The organism is Micromonospora sp. CA-248260, from assembly GCF_050942205.1.
GTDB lineage: Bacteria > Actinomycetota > Actinomycetes > Mycobacteriales > Micromonosporaceae > Micromonospora > Micromonospora antibiotica.
On sequence record NZ_CP192021.1, the window covers coordinates 936623 to 953274 of the forward strand.

Genomic DNA, 16652 nt, shown 5'->3' on the forward strand with positions numbered 1-16652 from the left:
GGACGTTAGCCCAGCGGCTCGATCTCCTGGGCGCCCGGCGCGACCTTCGACCACAGGTCGGTGATGCTCAGCTCCAGATCGCGCAACAACCCACGGAGCAGCGGCAACGACAACCCGACCACCGTTCCCGGATCACCCTCGATCCCGTTCAGGAACGCCCCGCCCAACCCGTCGATGGTGAACGCCCCCGCCACCGCCAACGGTTCACCCGTGGCCACGTACGCGGCGATCTCCGCATCGGTGACGTCCGCGAAGTGCACGACCGTCGAGGCCACCGCCTCCGCGCGGGACTCACGCACCACGTCGAGCAGACAGTGCCCGGTGTGCAACACCCCGCTGCGCCCACGCATCCGCTCCCACCGTCGGGTGGCGTCGGCCGCATCCGCCGGCTTGCCGAGAATCTCACCGTCGAACGCGAGCACCGAGTCGCACCCCAACACCAGAGTCCGCTCGTCCGCAGTGGTACGCAGCCGGTCGGACACCGCCTGCGCCTTCAGCCGGGCCAACTCCAGGCAGAGATCCTCGGCCCGATCCGCGACCACCTGGGACTCGTCGACCCCACTCACCAGTACGTCCGGCTCGATCCCGGCGGCCTGGAGCAACTTGCGGCGGGCGGGGCTCTGCGAGGCGAGTACGAGGCGCAGCGGCAAAGAATTGGACACGGGCCGACGCTACCGGCTGATCCGTGGTGGCGGGTCGTCGGCACGTCGGCGACGACGCCACACCAGGAACCCGCACCCGGCAGCCACGATCACCCCCAACGTCGCCCACCCCCGTGCGGCGGCACCGCCATCGTCGTTCCCACCGGACGATGACGTGGCTGCGCTCGTCGTCCCTGCCTGCGGGGGAGCGGCGGTGACGCTCTCGAAGCCGAGGGGTGGGACATCGGCGGTGAGCGCGGCCACCAGGTCGATGACGCCATAGCCGTACTCGTCGTCCCGGCCGGGAGGACCTTTGTCGACAGCTGTGGCCGTCAGCCGGTGTACGACCTCGGCGGCGGGAAGGTAGGGGTACTTCGAGCGGACCAGCGCCGCCGCCCCGGCAACAATGGCCGTCGCATCGGACGTACCGGTTCCCTTGCGGTACTTGCCGTTGATGCTGGTGCTGTAGATGTCGACAGCCGGCGCAACAACATCAACCTCGGGACCACTCACAGAAATGGAAGCATGTTCCCCTTTTCGACCGACGCCAGCAACTGCCAACACGCCATCCTCCGCTGCAGGGTAGATCACGGCGTTGTCGTCGGGTGCATTGCCTGCTGCTGCGACAATAACTACGTTGGCCTGCAGTGCGGCTCTAACTGCCTGTCGCAGATTGGCATTTGAGGCTCCGCCGCTTGAGATGCAAACCACTTGTGCGCCTTGTCGGGTCGCATATGCGATGCCTGCCGCCATCGCATCCGCCGTCGCACCTCCTTCCGATGTCACATGTATGGGGAGAATCTTGGCTTTCGGTGCTATTCCTAAAACTCCTTGGTGGCCCTTGCCGTGGGCTGCTATTAGGCCAGCCATGCCAGTTCCGTGACCGCTTCGGTCTCGTCTCCCGTCGGCACCTTCTTCTGTTAGGTCTACTCCTTGAAGAAGGTTTCTGGCTAAGTCTGGATGTGGTGATACGCCGGTGTCCGGAACTGCGACTATTACTCCTTCTCCCTGGTTGATGGCTTGCGCTTCTGGTGCTTTAAGGTAGTTGAGGTGCCACTGATCTTTTCGAACCCGAACGGAGCTGTCCGTTGAAAACTGGATATTCGGGAATGAGGCGGCAAGAAATGCAGTCGTGATTGCCAAGATGATGGATTGAAATTTCATCTATTATGACCAATTGCTGGACCCGGGTCTATCGGGCCTCCGTCGTCGGGTGGGCGGACGACTGGCGGTACGCCGCCTTGAACTTCCCATGGCTGATCGGGGTTCCAGTGCCGACCGATCTCGTCGGGTCGACGACTCTGGCTGCCCCATCCTGACGTCGTGCCCATGGAGCCGAGAGGGCCGCCGCCGAAGGGAGGAATTTGAGTGCCGCCCGTTTGTCGTCCGCCGCCAGGTCGGGAGCCGGCGCCTCCGGTTGGTGTAGTTCCGGCTGCGCCGCCACCGATTACACCGCCAATTGGATTGATTTTTCGTGGCGGTGGTTGTGTTGGTGGCTGGGTGAAGCCGATGCTGGGAGTGCTGCCGATTAGGCCATTCGGGTGAGCCGGAAATGTTGGTTTTTTCTGGGAAACTCCTCGGCTCGTTTCTGGCGATGATCGAATGGGGCTTGCGTTCGACCGATTTCTGACTTCGGTATAGTTTGAGGTTCCTTGGGGTGGTGTTGTTGGCGGTATAGGCAATTGCCCGCCGTTTGGATTTGGTGTGGTTGGGGGAGTTGGTGTTGTTGCGGTGTTAACCAGTTGGCTAGGCGCAACGCCTGTGGTGCCAAGCACTGGACCGCCTTGAGAAATAGGTGGAACTGGAACGCCCCGCCTTGCAGTCGATGATCTTCTGTCCTTCGTGCCGCTGCTTCCCGAAATCGGGATAGGGGCTATGGGTGGAATTGCTACGGGGGGTGCCGTGATGCCGTAGGCATCCGAGTTTGACGGGTCCTTCGAGGGGAGCTTAGGAGGTAAAGATGGAGGTTTTTGGAGCATTGCTTGGGCTTGTTGGAGTTCACCACTGAGCCCGAACATGATCCCGCGTGCTTGCACGTTCAACCGCTCCAGGTCGCCATCGCTCACCGGTGGGTCCACCACCCGGCTGCCCATCGCCGCCTTGGGGTCGGCCAGTGTGGCTTCGTACCCCCGCTTCTGCTGGAGCTTCGTCGCGTACTCGTCGTGCAGCCGCTTCAGTTGCGGTCTGGTGCTGTCGATGGCGCGGGCGGCGGCGGCGAGGGCGTCGTGGTTGGCGGCGGCGGTGTCGTGGGTGTGCTGCACCCTGCTGATCAGCTCGTCCAGTTCACCGAGGTACGCCTTGGCGGCGTCGTTGGTGGCGGGTGGCCATGCCTCGGCGAGGCCGCTGCGGTACTGCTGGAGTCTCCGCAGATGAGCCTGGGCGAGGTCGCAGACCTTGCGCCATCCCGCGACGTGTTTCCAGTGCCCCTGGGTCTCCTGGTCCTGGAGGCAGGCCCACATGCTGAGCACGTCCATGAGTTGCCAGTCGGTGAGGCCGGAGGTGCGGCCGCTGCCCCGTTCGATCACGGCAGCACCACCGGGCCCGGATTTTCGGGGCTGTTGGGCGCGGGAGCGGTCCACGAGGAACGGCCGGTGAGAGTGGATGCGGTGACCTGTGCGCCGTGCAGGGCGCGTTCGACGTCGGTCACCCGGGCGTGGGCGAAGGCGTCGGCACCCTGGTAGTCGGTGGCGATCCGGTTGGCGGCGGTCGCCAGCCGGCCGGTGGCGCCGGCCAGGCCGTGCACCAGGTCGGAGGTGGCCTGCTGGGTCTCCCAGTGCGCCTGGAGGAAGTGCACCAGCTCGATGAACGCGTCGCACGGGTTGGGTACGGCGGCGGTCATGTCGTCGGCGATGTAGCGCAGGTGTGGCGTGTAGTTCCGTTCGACCTCGGCCTGGAGTTGGTCGGCGAACTCCCGCATCTGTCGGATGTCGGCCTCGATGCCGCCGTAGTTGCCCAGCCAAGAAGCTGGGCGGCCCTCCTCAGGGATCACTGGTCCTCCCGAACGTCACGACACCGTCTCCCAGAGTGAGGCTAGTGGCTGTTCGGCGATCCCGGCAGCCCCGGCACTGGCCCCGGCCGCCCTCCGCCAGTCAGCAGCCCGGCACTGGCTCCGGCCGTCCTCGGCCAGTCAGCAGCCCCGGACGGCCGCCGTCGGCCGCCGGCCGTCGGCCGGCAAGCCTGGCCCGGTGGCGTCGGCTGTCAGCGGGGCAGGCCGGAGGTGCGCCAGGCGTCACGACCGGGCACCGGGACCACGCCGACCGGACGGGCGCTACGGGCCCACGTGGACCCTACGGCGGGCCTGGGTGTGCCGGCCGGCCGGGAACGGAGGGTGATCGCGCCCACGAGCGCGGCCAGTTCCTCGGCGGTGGGAACCCCCCGGACTACCCGGAACAGCGGCTCTTCGGCAGACATGTCGCCAGGGTACGCGTCGACAAGTTGACCCACGTCGCACAGTGGCGTGCCGGCGGTGTGCGCGTTGGTGCGGCCGGGTACCGTCTCACCGATGTCTGACGTGCCTTCCCAACTCGTCGCTGACCGGTACCGGCTGCTCGCGCCGCTCGGTCAGGGTGGCATGGGCCGGGTCTGGAGGGCACGTGACGAGGTGCTGCACCGGGACGTCGCCATCAAGGAGTTGGTCCCGCCGCCCAGCCTGACCGACGACGAGCGGCGCGAGATGCGGGAGCGGTCGCTGCGTGAGGCGCGGGCGATCGCCCGGCTCAACCACGTCAACGTGGTGCGCATCTTCGACGTGCTGCGTACCGACGGTGACCCGTGGATCGTCATGGAGTACGTGGCGTCGAGGTCGTTGCAGGACACCCTCGCCGAGGACGGCCCGGTGCCCCCGGCCCGCGCGGTGGAGATCGGCCTGGGCGTGCTGGGCGCGCTGAAGTCCGCCCACAAGGCCGGGGTGATGCACCGGGACGTCAAGCCGGGCAACGTGCTGCTCGGCACCGACGGTCGGGTGGTGCTGACCGATTTCGGACTGGCCACCATTCCCGGCGACCCGAACGTCACCCGGACGGGAATGGTGCTGGGCTCGCCCGCGTACATCGCGCCGGAGCGGGCCCGCGACGGCACCGCCGGGCCGGAGGCGGACCTCTGGTCGTTGGGGGCGACGCTCTACGCGGCCGTGGAGGGCAAGTCGCCGTACGCCCGGCCGTCGGCGATCGGCACCCTGGCCGCGCTGGCCACGGAGCCGCTGCCGCCGGCCAGGAACGCCGGCCCGTTGAAGCCGGTGCTGACCGGCCTGCTCCGCAAGGACCCGACCGAGCGGATCACCGCCGAGGTCGCGGAGCGCATGCTGCGCCGGGCCGCCGGCAAGCGCGCCAGGGGCATCTCACTGCTCGACGGGGTACGCCGGCCGGGGCCGAACGGCCCACGTGAGCCGCGTACGCCGGTGGTGCCGGCACCCCGCCCGGCGCAGGGCGGGGGCGCGAAGACCTCGTCGTCCCTGGCCGCCGCGGCGGGGGCCGCCACCGGCACCGCGGCGGCGAAGGCGGCGTCGGACAGTGCCGCCGCGCGGGCCACGGCGGGTGGTGCCACCGCTACGGGTGGCGCTGCGGAGGCGACTGTCGTCACCGGGGCGTCGACCACGGGTGCGGACGTCACCACGAAGATGTCGGCCGGTGCGGACGCCGGGCCCACCACGAAGGTCACCCCACCGGGTGGTGTCGACGACGCGCCGACCAGCATGGTGGAGTCGGCCGGGACTACGCCCACCGGTGGGGCTGCCGCGTCGGTGGCTGCGGATGCCGCACCGACCGGTGGGGTCGTCCCGTCGAGCGACGCGGACGCCGCACCGACCACCCGGGTCCCCGGGTCGACGCCTGCGGAAACCGCGCCGACCGGGAAGGCCGGTGTGCCGACCGATGCCGGGCCGTCGGGCGCGGTCGCCCCGGCGGCCCGCGCCGGCCTCGACCCGGCCCCGCCGGCCAACCCTACCGCCGTGCTGGACACGCCGGTCAGCCCGTCCGCCGGGTCCGCCGGAGTCGTCTCCGTCCCGGTGTACGACGAGACGCCACCGGACCACAAGCGACGTAACCTGCTGATCGGCGCGCTGGTCGCGGTGCTGCTGGTGGGATTGGCGCTGGCCGTCCCATTGCTGACCAGCTCCGACGAGCCGGGGGACGGCACCCCGCAGGCCGACCCGACGAGCGTCGCCGCGTCCTCCGCCGCCCCGACGTCGGCTCCGGCGGCTCCGCCCCCGACCAGCGCCGCGCCCAGCCCGACGCCGTCGGCCACCCCTTCCACCGACCCGAACGCGCTGCCTGAGGGTTGGGAGATGTACCAGGGGCCGACGTTCAAGGTCCCGGTGCCGAAGGGCTGGCGGCGCAGCGTCCGTTCCGACGCGGTGGTCATCACCGAGCCGAACGGGGTGCGGGAACTGTTCATCCAGTGGACGTCCAGCCCGCTCAAGGATGCGGTCGCCGACTGGAAGAACAAGGAACCGGACCGCAAGAAGTTCGTCAACAACTACCAGTACCTCGACATCAAGGCGTGCGGCGGTTACCGCACCTGCGCCGACTGGGACTGGTTGGAGAGCCGGGACAACACCCGCATCCACGTCCGCAACCGGGGTTTCGTCACCGCCACCAACCGGGGCTACGGGCTGCGGTGGGAGGTGGCGGCGAAGGACTGGAACGCCAACCTGGACAACTTCGCCCTGATCACCAGCCGGTTCGTGCCGGACCGGAATAACTGACCCGGGGGATTCCCGCCGGGGGTGAAATCGTTTCGCATGACTTTCCGTCATCCGGGGTATCTGACCCGGGACGACGGAAGGAGGTAGCGAGATGAGTTACCGACGCAGGGATGCCCGGCCGAGACTGGCACTGTGGATGCTCGTCGCCCTCGGCGATGTCGTCCTGCTGCTGTTGAGCGCCGGCGTGGCCGCGCTGGTCGTGTCGATCGCCGTCGTGACGGTCGCCGCCGCCGGGGTCGCCGCCTGGCGGCTGAGCCGACGGACCGCGACGCCCGCCGCCACGGATGCCGTGACCATGCCGTTGACCAGCCGGAAGAGCGCCTGACCCGACGGGGTCCACGAACCGCGACGGCGGCAGCCGGACCAGCCATCGACCCTACGGTGATGACCGGTCCCGCTGCCGCCGAGCCGGCTGCGGGGGCGGTCAGGTGTTGTTCGCGAGCGCGACCAGCCGGGACCGGGTGCCGTTCCAGTAGTTGCGGTCGACGTTGCCGCTGATCCCGGAGACGCTGCCGGTGCTGGTGTACTGCCAGAAGCTCCAGACCGAGGCGCCGGCCGGCAGGGTGCCGGGCGCGCTCGCCCAGCGGGCCACCCAGAGCGGGTGGTTGGCCCACGGGGCCGTCCAACTGCCGGTGCACTGGTTCCACCAGCTCGTGGTGGTGTAGATGACCGCGTACCGGCCGGTGCGGGAGCGGTAGGTGTTGAGGAAGTCCTGGATCCAGTTGCGCATCCCGGTGGTGGACAGCCCGTAGCAGGTGCCGCCGCTGTACGGGTTGGCCTCGACGTCGAGCGCGGCCGGCAGGGTGCGGCTGTCCGCCGACCAGGCCCCGCCGTTGCTGGCGAGGTAGTTGGCCTGGGTGGCGCCGGAGGAGATGTTCGGCCGGGCGAAGTGGTACGCGCCCCGGATCACCCCGGCGTTGTAGGCGTTGACGTAGTTGGTGTTGAAGTCCGGGTCCTTGTAGCTCGTACCCTCGGTGGCCTTGATGAAGGCGAACTCGATTCCGGCGTTGCGGGCGCTGCTCCAGTTGATGGAGCCCTGGTAGTGGGAGACGTCGACGCCGGCGGTGGTGGCGGCGGCCGCGGGTGCGGCCGTGACGACGAGGGCCGCGGCCGCGGTGGCGGCGACGGTGAGACCGGCGGCGAACAGCCGGCGCAACGACAATCTGGTACGGGTCATGGATTCCTCCAGGGACGCCAATCGATTGACGCCAATCTTTGGAGATTCCTGCCCTTGATCGCAAGAGGTCCTAAGGAAACTTTCATCGACAACGGTCGAGTCGATCTGCGGTGATCCGAAGCGGTCAGGGCAGGCCAGACGCGGTATCAGGCAGCGGCTCAGCGCAGCGCGGCCGGGTCGAGCTGCCACCGGAACGGCTCGGCCAGGGTCAGCGTCTCGCCGGCCTTCGCCACCTGGTCCTCCACGTAGTGCCTGCCGTCGAGCCGGTGCAGCCGCAGCGAGTGGGCGTCGCCGTCCTGCTCGACCAGCAAATACCACGGGATGCCGGCGAGCGCGTAGAGCTGCATCTTGACCAGACGGTCGGCGGCGGCGTTGCCCGGGGAGACGATCTCGCAGACCAGCGCGACCTCACCGGCCTCGACCACCGTGCCCTCGTCGTCGGTGTCGGCGACCACCACGTCGGGAATGATGATCCGGTCCACCCCGAGCCGCACGTTCACCGCCTTGAACACCAGCAGCCGACCCGCCGCAGCCTCGGCGCTGTTGGCCAGCAAGCGGGACACCCGCTGGTGCCGCTTGCTCGGAGCAGGGCTCACGATCAGGCTCCCGTCGAGCAGTTCGATCCGGTTCGGGGTGTCGCCCATGGCGAGGTAGTCGGCCTCGGTCCAGAGGCCGACGTGGTGTTCCAGGGGAGCCGCGCTCACCGGCCCTCACCTCCCGTTCCGCTCGCCGCCCGGTCAGTCTCACACGATACGAGGCGACGAGCGTCGAGCGACATGAACCGGGCCGGGTAGGCTCCCCGGCCATGGTGTCGATCGACGGGCTGGGCGACCTCTGGGACCGGCTGTTCAGCGCCCAACCCGACCCGCCGCCCCTGCTGGTGGTGCTCACCGCCCTGGCCGCGCTGGCGGTCGTCGCGGTCCGGTCGTCCTGGCGGGTCGCCCGCAACGCGGTGACCATCGCCCACGAGGGGGGTCACGCCCTGGCGGCGCTGCTCACCGGGCGGCGGCTGCACGGCATCCGGCTGCACTCGGACACCTCCGGCCTCACCCTCAGCGCCGGCCGCCCCACCGGCCCCGGCATGATCCTCACCCTGCTCGCCGGGTACGTCGCGCCGTCGCTGGTCGGCCTGGGTGGTGCCTGGCTGCTCGGTGGCAACCGGATCACCCTGCTGCTCTGGGTCGCGGTGGCACTGCTGCTCGCCATGCTGCTGCTGGTCCGCAACGTCTTCGGGATGCTCTCCCTGCTGGTCACCGGCGGGGTAGTGCTCGTCGTCTCCTGGTACGCCACCCCGCAGGTGCAGGCCGTGTTCGCCTGGACCTCGGTCTGGTTCCTGCTGATCGGCGGCGTCCGGCCGGTCTTCGAGCTGCAACGGCTGCGCAGCCGGGGCCGGATGCCCGAGTCCGACGCCGACCAGCTGGCCCACCTGACGCCCTTCCCGGCGTTGCTCTGGGTGGTCGTCTTCGGGCTGGTCAACCTGTTCGCCCTCGCCGTCGGCGCGGTCCTGCTCGCCGGGCCGCTGCTCACCAGGGCCGGCATTCCGCTCTGAGGCCGTCCACCCGGGCCGCTCCACCGCGACCGCACCTCCAGCGGCACCCCGCGTCGAGCCGTCGGGCGTCCGTGCGGTGCGCGCACCTGCGGGCGACGCCGGGTCGCCGACCTGGCCGGATGCGGGCAGAATCGGTCCGATGCGATACGTGATCATCGGAGCGGGCGCGGTCGGCGGCACCATCGGCGTACTGCTGGGAGAGGCCGGGCGCGACGTCACACTGGTGGCTCGGGGCGCGCACCTGGACGCGATCCGCCGCCGGGGGCTCACGCTGCGTACCCCCGACCGGTCGCTGACCTGGCGTGGGCCGGCCACCGGCGGGCCGGGCCCGGAGCCGCTGCCGGCCGACACCGCCCTGGTACTGACCGTCAAGTCGCAGCACACCTGGGCCGCCCTGGACGCCTGGGCGGACACCCCGGTCGTCGGCGGTGGCACGGCCGGGCAACGGTTGCCACTGTTCACCGCGCAGAACGGGGTGGCGAACGAGCCGACCGCGCTGCGCCTGTTCGCCCATGTCCACCCGGTCTGCGTGTGGTTGCCGGCGACCCATCTCGACCCGGGACGGGTGATCGCCAGTGGTCACCCGTACCCGGGGATGTTGCACCTGGGCCGCTATCCGGCCGGTGCCGACGAGACCGACGTGGCGGTGTCGGCGGACCTGACCGCCGCCGGCTTCGTCGCCCCGGTGCGGCCCGACGTGATGCGGTGGAAGTACGGCAAGCTGTTGAACAACCTCGGCAACGGGGTGCAGGCCCTGCTCGGTGGCGACCTTCCCGGCTGGCTGCTCGACCGGGTCCGGGCCGAGGGCGTCGCCGTGCTCGCCGCCGCCGGCATCGCGCACTCCAGCGAGGACGAGGAACGGACCGAGCGGGGTGACCGGGTCGGCACCCGGCCGGTCGACGGGCAACCCCGCAGCGGCAGCTCGACCTGGCAGAGCCTGACCCGGGCGGCGGGTTCCACCGAGGCCGACCACCTCAACGGTGAGATCGTGCAGCTCGGCCGCCGGCACGGGGTGCCCACGCCGGCCAACACCGCCGTGCAGATCGCGGTCCGCCGGCTGGCGCGGGAACGACTGCCCGCCGGCACCTTCCCGCTGGCCGAACTGACCGACCTGGTGCAGCGACCAGAATGATCGGCTGACCACGCAACCCACCGGTGTGCGGCGCGCGTGTCACCTGCGACCGCCACGGGGAGGTACCAGGGTGCCGGACGTCGACGGGTTCGACGAGTTCTACCGGGGCAGCCGACACCGGCTGCTCGGCTTCGTCTGCGCGCTCACCGGCAACCTGGCCGAGGCGCAGGACGCCGTGCAGGAGGCGTACGTGCGGGCCTGGCAACGCTGGTCGACGGTGAGCGGGTACGACGACCCGGAAGCCTGGGTACGGGTGGTGGCCTCCAGGATCGCGGTCAGCCGTTGGCGCAGCCTGCGCAGTCGGGCCCGCGCCTACCTGCGGCACGGGGCGACCGAGAGCGTGCCCGGCCCCGGCACCGACACCCTGGAAGTGGTCGCCGCCCTGCGGCAACTGCCCGAGGAACAGCGCATCGCGCTCGCCCTGTACTACCTGGTCGGCATGCCCGTCGCCGAGGTGGCCCGGCAGACCGCAGCCCCGGTGGGCACGGTCAAGGCCCGGCTCTCCCGGGGGCGTGCCGCGCTCGCCGGGCTGCTCACCGTTGCTGACCTGGAGGAGGTCTGATGGCTGAGGATCCGACCTTCGTCGACCGGCTGCACCGGGACCTGCGTACGGTTCACTGGCCCGAGCCGGCGGAGATCCGGGCCCGCGCCCGTCGCCGGGCCCGTCGGACGGCGGGGCTGTCGGCGGTGACGGTGCTCGTGGTGCTGGCCGGCTCCGCCGCGCTGGTGACCGGGCGGTCCGCCGGGCTGCCGTCACCCACCGCCCCGGTGGCGGCCTCGGACTCCGCACCGGTCGTCTACCCGGCCCGGACGGAGATCCCCCTCGCCGCCCTGCTGACCCCCGCCGACCTGCCCGTGCGGACCGGGGCCCGGCTGGGCGGGACGGGGCTGGCCGAGACCGTCCAGGTCGACCCGCTGCTCGAATCGTGCGGGCGGGAACGTGCGGTCGCCGCCCAACTGCCGGTGTCCCGCGCCTCCCGTTCACAGACCCTGCTGCGTCCCGGAGCCCGCACCGACGTCCCGGTCGCCCAGGTGCTGAGCCAGGACGTCTACCGGATCGACCCACCCCGGGGCCGGTGGCTGTTCGGGGAGATCTACCGGCTGCTCGACGCCTGCGCGACGTGGACCCTCGGCGCGTCCCTGCTGACCGCCGATCAGCAGCCGGCCCGCACCGGGCAGGAGCACCGCTGGGAGCCCGCGGCGAGAGACTTCGCCGGTGACCAGTCGGTGCTGCTGCGGCACGTGACGTCGCAGCCCCGGGCGCAGGCCGACGGGGAGCCGGCCGGCCGGCCGGCAGCCGTCGAGGCGACCCTGGTGGTCCGGGTCGGTGACCTGGTGACCGTGGTCGCGCCCGCCCCGGAAACGGTCGCCGACCGGGTCGACGGCACCGGTCCGGAGCTGACCCAGGCCGCCCTCGTCGCGTTGGGCGGGAGAGCCGCGAAACGCCTCTGCCCGGCCACCGACTCGCCCTGCTGACCGGCCCGGGTTCCCCCGGCCCTGCTGACTGGCCTGCGGGCTGCCGGCCCTTACCGGCTCGCTTGCCCCCGGCGGGGGTCCTGCTCTGCTGCCCGGTGCGCGCCAGGGCGGCTGCCCGGTCCACCGTCGGCACGTCCGGGGCCGGGTCGGCTACAGCGGGATGTTGCCGTGCTTCTTCGGCGGCAACGTCTCCCGCTTGGTCCGCAGCACCCGCAGCGCCCGGACGATCTGGGTCCGGGTCTCGTGCGGCGGGATCACCGCGTCGACGTACCCGCGCTCGGCGGCGACGTACGGGTTGGCCAGGGTGTCCTCGTACTCGGCGATCCGCTCGGCCCGGACGGCGGCGGGGTCCTCGGCGGCGGCCAGCTCCTGCCGGTAGAGAATGTTCACCGCGCCCTGCGCACCCATCACCGCGATCTGCGCCGTCGGCCAGGCGAAGTTCAGGTCCGCCCCGAGATGCTTGGAGCCCATCACGTCGTACGCCCCGCCGTACGCCTTGCGGGTGATCACGGTGACCTTCGGCACGGTCGCCTCGGCGTACGCGTAGAGCAGCTTCGCGCCCCGGCGGATGATGCCGTCCCACTCCTGGCCGGTGCCGGGCAGGAACCCGGGAACGTCCACGAAGGTCAGCACCGGGATGTTGAACGCGTCGCAGGTACGCACGAACCGGGCCGCCTTCTCCGAGGCGGCGATGTCGAGGGTGCCGGCGAAGTGCATCGGCTGGTTGGCGACCACCCCCACCGGGCGGCCCTCCACCCGGCCGTAGCCGACCACGATGTTCTGCGCGTAGAGCGGCTGCACCTCTAGGAACTCGCCGTCGTCGAGGACGTGCTCGACGACCCGGTGCATGTCGTACGGCTGGTTGGCCGAGTCGGGGACCAGGGTGTCCAGTTCCCGGTCGGCGTCGGTGACGTCGAGGTCGGCCGGCGCGTCGAGGACCACCGGTTCGTCCAGGTTGTTCGACGGCAGGTAGGACAGCAGCGCCTTGACGTAGTCGATCGCGTCGTCCTCGTCGGTGGCCAGGTAGTGCGCGTTGCCGCTGCGCGTGTTGTGGGTACGCGCGCCACCCAGCTCCTCCATCGCCACGTCCTCGCCGGTGACCGTCTTGATGACGTCCGGGCCGGTGATGAACATGTGCGAGGTCTGGTCGACCATCACGGTGAAGTCGGTGACCGCCGGGGAGTAGACGGCGCCACCCGCGCACGGACCCATGATCAGCGAAACCTGGGGGATGACCCCGCTGGCCCGTACGTTGCGGAAGAAGATCTCGCCGTAGAGGCCGAGCGAGACGACGCCCTCCTGGATGCGCGCGCCACCGGAGTCGTTGATCCCGACCACCGGGCAGCCGATCTTCATGGCCAGGTCCATCACCTTGACGATCTTTTCGCCGAAGACCTCGCCGAGGGAGCCGCCGAAGACGGTGAAGTCCTGCGCGAAGATGCAGACCTGCCGGCCGTCCACGGTGCCGTAACCGGTGACCACCCCGTCGCCGTACGGGCGGGTGCGGTCCAGGCCGAAATTGGTGGACCGGTGCCGGGCGAACTCGTCCAGCTCGACGAAGGAGCCCTCGTCGAGCAGCAGCTCGATCCGCTCCCGGGCGGTCTTCTTGCCCCGCGCGTGCTGCTTCTCCACCCCGCGCGCGCCCGCGTGGACCGCCTCGTCGACCCGTCGCTCCAGGTCCGCCAGCTTGCCCGCGGTGCTGTGGATGTTGGTCCCGGTCTCGGTAGTCACCCTGGGAATATAACGATGGTTCAGGCCGACGCCGCTGTGCAGTACGCCTCAGTAGCTTCCGGCGGAGGCTGGCCGGGCGGCGGCGTCGGCCCCGGCCCGTAGGCTGGCGGGATGCCGGGTTCGCCGTACACCGATCTGGATCGACCGCCGCTGTCGGCGGCGCGGCTGTCCCGGGCGTTGACCGCGCCGCTGGGCCCCTGGCGGCGGCTGGACCTGCGGTCGGAGACCGGCTCGACCAACGCCGACGTGGCCGACGCCGCGCGGGCCGGCGAGCCGGAGGGCCTGGTCGTGGTCGCCGAGCGGCAGACCGCCGGCCGGGGCCGACGCGGTCGGGTCTGGCAGTCACCGCCGCGGGCGGGCCTCGCGACCAGCGTCCTGCTGCGGCCCGGAGAGGCCGTCACCGAGCGCGACTGGCCGCCCGCGCCCCCGACCGGGTACGGCTGGCTGCCGCTGCTCGCCGGTGTCGCGCTGGTCGAGGCGGTGTCCCGGCTGGCCGAGCTGGACGCCGGGTTGAAGTGGCCCAACGACCTGCTGGTCGGCGAGGCCAAGTGCGCCGGCATCCTGGCCGAGGCGGTGCCGGCGGCCGGGTCGGCCGAGCCACCCGCGATCGTGCTCGGCATCGGCCTGAACGTGACGCTGCGCGCCGACGAACTGCCGGAGAACCCCACCGGCCTGCCGGCCACCTCGCTGCAACTGGCCGGGGCCACCGCGACCGACCGTGATCCGCTGCTACGGGCCCTGCTGCGCGGCCTCGCCGACTGGTACGACAGGTGGCGGGTGGCCGGCGGTGACGCCGACGCGTGCGGCCTGCGGGAGGCGTACCTGGTCTCCTGCGCCACGGTGGGCCGGCAGGTGCGGGTGCTGCTGCCCGACGGTTCCGCGTTGACCGGGCTCGCCACCGGGGTGGATCCCGACGGGCACCTGCTGGTCGACACCGCTGCCGGTCAGCGGCGGCTGGCCGCCGGGGACGTGCTGCACCTGCGCTGACCGGGCCGTCTGCGGTCGGTTCGTGCGTGGGGTGCACGGCGGGCCGCCCGGCTGATCCGGCGGGTCGTGTCGACCGGTTACGGTCAGCGCGTCCGGTTGTCGGCTAGGAGGTTCCCGTGGCGTTCCCCGAAGACGTGCTCACCGAGGACGAGCACGTCGTCCTGCACCTGCACCCGCACTGGAAGGCGCTGCTGCGGCCGGTCCTGGTGCTGGTCATCGGTGTCGCGGCGGTGGTGGCGGGCTGGCTCCTGCTGCCCGACGGCGACGGTGGCGCGCTGGTGCTCGCCGTGGTCGCCGGTCTGTTCCTGATCGCGGTGCTCTGGCTGGGGTTGTGGCCGTTCCTGGTCTGGCGCAGCACGCACTACCTGTTCACCAACGAGCGGGTGCTGCTCCAGGAGGGGGTCTTCTCCCGGCACCGGCGGGACCTGCCGCTGGCCCGGATCAACGACCACTCGATGACCCAGCGGTTCACCGAACGGCTGCTGGGGTGCGGCACGCTCACCATCGAGTCGGCCGGCGAGCGGGGGCAGTCGGTGCTCGTCGACGTGCCCCGGGTCGACCGGGTGCAGACCACCCTCTACGAGCTGGTGGAGGCGCAGCACGACAAGCACACGCTTGGCGACGGGGAGATGCGCGACATCCTGGCCGACATGCGGGAGGGCAAGCCGCTGCGCGACACCACCGGCTGACCCGGGCGGGGGTGCGCGACGGCCCCGGGGCGTTCCCGGGGCCGTACCGGTCGGATCGCGGGACCGGGTCGGTCAGGCGCGTGGCGCGCGGTTGGTGCCGGCGTGCAGCTCGGTGGGCAGTTTCGCGTTCAGGTCACCGCCGGCCGCCGTCCGGCCGACGCCGCTGCTTCCGCCCCGGGCCTGTGTGAACACCGTTTCGGTGGCCGGCGCGGGGGTGCGCGGCGGTTCGGCGGCGGGTCGGAGCGTGGGGCCGGTGGTCGGGCCGGGTCGTGGTTCCGGCTGGGCCTGGGCCTCCTCCAGCTCGCTGACCGATTCGGCCAGTTCGGCCACCGGGTCCAGTTCGGCCATGGTGTCCCACTCGTCCCGCTTGATGGCGTGCCAGCTCTCCTCGGCGTGCCGGGGGACCGGCTGGAAGACGAAGGTCCGGTAGGACCAGAACCGGAACAGGGTGGCGAGCAGTACGCCGCCGGTCTTCGCCACGTTGAGCGCGAGCAGGCTGTTGAACCCCAGGCCGTACTTGGCGGCGGCGAGCACGCCCAGTTCGATGATCAGGCCGGCGCCGTTGAACAGAAAGAAAAGGGCGTATTCGCGCTTAAGTGCTGATTTGGGACGATCCCGGTACGTCCAGTGACGATTCATCAGATACGACGTGATAGTCGCCACGATGGTGGCGATGACCGTCGCCTTCAGTTGACCGTCGACAAAGACCGTGAGTGCCAGGGCATTGAACACCGCGTAATTGATGACGGTGTTGACGCCCCCGACGATGCCGAATTTGAGCGCCTCGCGGATGAACTTCTGCCAGCGCTCGGGCAGCAGACGGACAAGACGCATGCGCAACACCTTAGGGCAGTGGACGATGCCGGAGGCTCCGGCTGGACGGGGAGGGCGACCGCTCACGACCCGGGCGACGGGTCGTCGGTGGTCGCCTCCGGAAGCGGGGGAGTTCCCGCTTCGACGAAGACGAACCGTCGGTACGACCAGAACCGGAACAGCGTGCCGAGCGCGGTGCCGACCACGTAGCTGGCGATGTTGTCGGCCAACGGGGTGCGGAAGACGTCGGGCCAGATGCTGCCCAGGCCGTAGCGGCTGCCCGCCAGGCAGGCCACCGCGATGCCCAGGCCGACCGCGTTGAAGAAGAAGAACAGCGCGTACTCGCGGGCCGGGTTGGAGCGGACCCGGTGCCGCCAGGTCCAGAACCGGTTGCCGACGAACGCGACAGTCGCCGCGATCACCGTGGAGATGACCCGGGCGGTCACCGGCTCCATCCCGCGGGCCAGCGTGAGGAAGTTGAACAGCGCGAAGTCGACCAGGAAGGCCACCCCGCCCACGGTGGCGAACTTGCTCAACTCGCGGATGAGGTGACCGAACCGGTCCAGCAGCGAACGGACCAGACCCGGGCGGGTCTGTGGGGTCCCCGGTTGGTCCCCGGTCATCGTCGCGGCCACCTCGCGAGCGTACCGGTTGCCGGCTGATCGGACGGGGCACCACCGGCGACCTGTCGCGCGCCGCGCGCCGATCCGCCCGGACGCCCGGTTTCTCCGTCGCCGGCCGTCCGTTCTCGCGGTC

18 protein-coding genes are annotated in these 16652 nt (G+C 70.8%); 8 read left to right on the plus strand and 10 right to left on the minus strand.

The features are described 5' to 3' along the window. Positions 1-5: 5 nt before the first annotated feature. The 5 genes from ACQP2H_RS04415 to ACQP2H_RS04435 all read right to left on the minus strand — a co-directional run bounded on the left by ACQP2H_RS04415 (position 6) and on the right by ACQP2H_RS04435 (position 4052). Entirely contained in the window at positions 6-662 is a 657-nt protein-coding gene (locus ACQP2H_RS04415) for a Maf family protein (protein ID WP_208568598.1), read from the minus strand. A gap of 9 nt (positions 663-671) precedes the next feature. After that, positions 672-1784 carry a type VII secretion-associated serine protease mycosin gene (gene mycP / locus ACQP2H_RS04420; protein ID WP_433231216.1) on the minus strand — a complete coding sequence of 371 codons (1113 nt, stop codon included), beginning with the start codon at positions 1782-1784 and terminating at the stop codon, positions 672-674. 17 nt (positions 1785-1801) lie between these two features. Next, positions 1802-3166, minus strand: a complete 1365-nt coding sequence (locus ACQP2H_RS04425; protein ID WP_433231219.1) for a hypothetical protein — start codon at positions 3164-3166, stop codon at positions 1802-1804. After that, the gene (locus tag ACQP2H_RS04430) at positions 3163-3630 is read right to left on the minus strand and encodes a hypothetical protein (protein ID WP_363821266.1); all 468 of its coding nucleotides are present in this window, start codon (positions 3628-3630) and stop codon (positions 3163-3165) included. Before ACQP2H_RS04430 ends, ACQP2H_RS04425 begins: the two co-directional genes overlap by 4 nt. A gap of 209 nt (positions 3631-3839) precedes the next feature. Beyond that, entirely contained in the window at positions 3840-4052 is a 213-nt protein-coding gene (locus tag ACQP2H_RS04435; protein ID WP_363821269.1) for an acyl-CoA carboxylase subunit epsilon, read from the minus strand. Between the two features lie 91 nt (positions 4053-4143). Here ACQP2H_RS04435 and ACQP2H_RS04440 point away from each other — a divergent pair, with 91 nt between their 5' ends. Beyond that, entirely contained in the window at positions 4144-6342 is a 2199-nt protein-coding gene (locus ACQP2H_RS04440) for a protein kinase domain-containing protein (RefSeq protein ID WP_433231222.1), read from the plus strand. 91 nt (positions 6343-6433) lie between these two features. Further along, a complete protein-coding gene (locus tag ACQP2H_RS04445; protein WP_219467080.1) occupies positions 6434-6667 on the plus strand; it encodes a hypothetical protein in 234 nt (77 codons plus the stop codon). A 99-nt stretch (positions 6668-6766) separates the two neighbouring features. On the opposite strand, the gene ACQP2H_RS04450 is transcribed toward ACQP2H_RS04445, so the two are convergent. Next, entirely contained in the window at positions 6767-7519 is a 753-nt protein-coding gene (locus tag ACQP2H_RS04450; protein ID WP_219467083.1) for a GH25 family lysozyme, read from the minus strand. Positions 7520-7677: 158 nt separating this feature from the next. Beyond that, positions 7678-8223: a Uma2 family endonuclease gene (locus ACQP2H_RS04455; protein WP_308291017.1), complete on the minus strand. Its 546-nt coding sequence runs from the start codon at positions 8221-8223 to the stop codon at positions 7678-7680. Positions 8224-8324: 101 nt separating this feature from the next. Between ACQP2H_RS04455 and ACQP2H_RS04460 the strand changes: the two genes are divergently transcribed. The 4 genes from ACQP2H_RS04460 (at position 8325) to ACQP2H_RS04475 (ending at position 11676) form a co-directional block, all read left to right on the plus strand. Next, complete coding sequence (locus ACQP2H_RS04460) at positions 8325-9068, plus strand: M50 family metallopeptidase (protein ID WP_219467086.1); 744 nt, start codon at positions 8325-8327, stop codon at positions 9066-9068. 139 nt (positions 9069-9207) lie between these two features. Beyond that, entirely contained in the window at positions 9208-10200 is a 993-nt protein-coding gene (locus tag ACQP2H_RS04465; RefSeq protein ID WP_219467089.1) for a ketopantoate reductase family protein, read from the plus strand. Positions 10201-10270: 70 nt separating this feature from the next. Continuing rightward, entirely contained in the window at positions 10271-10762 is a 492-nt protein-coding gene (locus ACQP2H_RS04470; RefSeq protein WP_208568590.1) for a SigE family RNA polymerase sigma factor, read from the plus strand. Next, entirely contained in the window at positions 10762-11676 is a 915-nt protein-coding gene (locus ACQP2H_RS04475; protein WP_219467092.1) for a hypothetical protein, read from the plus strand. Before ACQP2H_RS04470 ends, ACQP2H_RS04475 begins: the two co-directional genes overlap by 1 nt. A gap of 150 nt (positions 11677-11826) precedes the next feature. Here the strand turns inward: ACQP2H_RS04475 and ACQP2H_RS04480 are convergent, their stop codons facing one another. After that, a complete protein-coding gene (locus ACQP2H_RS04480; protein WP_433231227.1) occupies positions 11827-13407 on the minus strand; it encodes an acyl-CoA carboxylase subunit beta in 1581 nt (526 codons plus the stop codon). Between the two features lie 111 nt (positions 13408-13518). Between ACQP2H_RS04480 and ACQP2H_RS04485 the strand changes: the two genes are divergently transcribed. Together ACQP2H_RS04485 and ACQP2H_RS04490 are read left to right on the plus strand one after the other, a co-directional pair. Beyond that, a complete protein-coding gene (locus ACQP2H_RS04485; RefSeq protein ID WP_357536237.1) occupies positions 13519-14394 on the plus strand; it encodes a biotin--[acetyl-CoA-carboxylase] ligase in 876 nt (291 codons plus the stop codon). 116 nt (positions 14395-14510) lie between these two features. Then, positions 14511-15083: a PH domain-containing protein gene (locus ACQP2H_RS04490; RefSeq protein WP_208568586.1), complete on the plus strand. Its 573-nt coding sequence runs from the start codon at positions 14511-14513 to the stop codon at positions 15081-15083. Between the two features lie 72 nt (positions 15084-15155). Here the strand turns inward: ACQP2H_RS04490 and ACQP2H_RS04495 are convergent, their stop codons facing one another. Next, positions 15156-15917, minus strand: a complete 762-nt coding sequence (locus ACQP2H_RS04495; RefSeq protein ID WP_219470669.1) for a GtrA family protein — start codon at positions 15915-15917, stop codon at positions 15156-15158. A 62-nt stretch (positions 15918-15979) separates the two neighbouring features. Next, positions 15980-16519 (minus strand): GtrA family protein, encoded by a 540-nt coding sequence (locus tag ACQP2H_RS04500; RefSeq protein ID WP_208568665.1) that lies wholly within the window; start codon positions 16517-16519, stop codon positions 15980-15982. Positions 16520-16652: the final 133 nt, after the last annotated feature.

Bases quoted from the DNA above. Each gene is read 5' to 3' on its own strand.
- ACQP2H_RS04460 (WP_219467086.1), top strand. From the start codon at position 8,325: ATGGTGTCGATCGACGGGCTGGGCGACCTCTGGGACCGGCTGTTCAGC.
- ACQP2H_RS04440 (WP_433231222.1), top strand. From the start codon at position 4,144: ATGTCTGACGTGCCTTCCCAACTCGTCGCTGACCGGTACCGGCTGCTC.
- ACQP2H_RS04500 (WP_208568665.1), bottom strand. From the start codon at position 16,519: ATGACCGGGGACCAACCGGGGACCCCACAGACCCGCCCGGGTCTGGTC.
- ACQP2H_RS04475 (WP_219467092.1), top strand. From the start codon at position 10,762: ATGGCTGAGGATCCGACCTTCGTCGACCGGCTGCACCGGGACCTGCGT.
- ACQP2H_RS04495 (WP_219470669.1), bottom strand. From the start codon at position 15,917: ATGCGTCTTGTCCGTCTGCTGCCCGAGCGCTGGCAGAAGTTCATCCGC.
- ACQP2H_RS04465 (WP_219467089.1), top strand. From the start codon at position 9,208: ATGCGATACGTGATCATCGGAGCGGGCGCGGTCGGCGGCACCATCGGC.
- ACQP2H_RS04445 (WP_219467080.1), top strand. From the start codon at position 6,434: ATGAGTTACCGACGCAGGGATGCCCGGCCGAGACTGGCACTGTGGATG.
- ACQP2H_RS04435 (WP_363821269.1), bottom strand. From the start codon at position 4,052: ATGTCTGCCGAAGAGCCGCTGTTCCGGGTAGTCCGGGGGGTTCCCACC.
- ACQP2H_RS04450 (WP_219467083.1), bottom strand. From the start codon at position 7,519: ATGACCCGTACCAGATTGTCGTTGCGCCGGCTGTTCGCCGCCGGTCTC.
- ACQP2H_RS04485 (WP_357536237.1), top strand. From the start codon at position 13,519: ATGCCGGGTTCGCCGTACACCGATCTGGATCGACCGCCGCTGTCGGCG.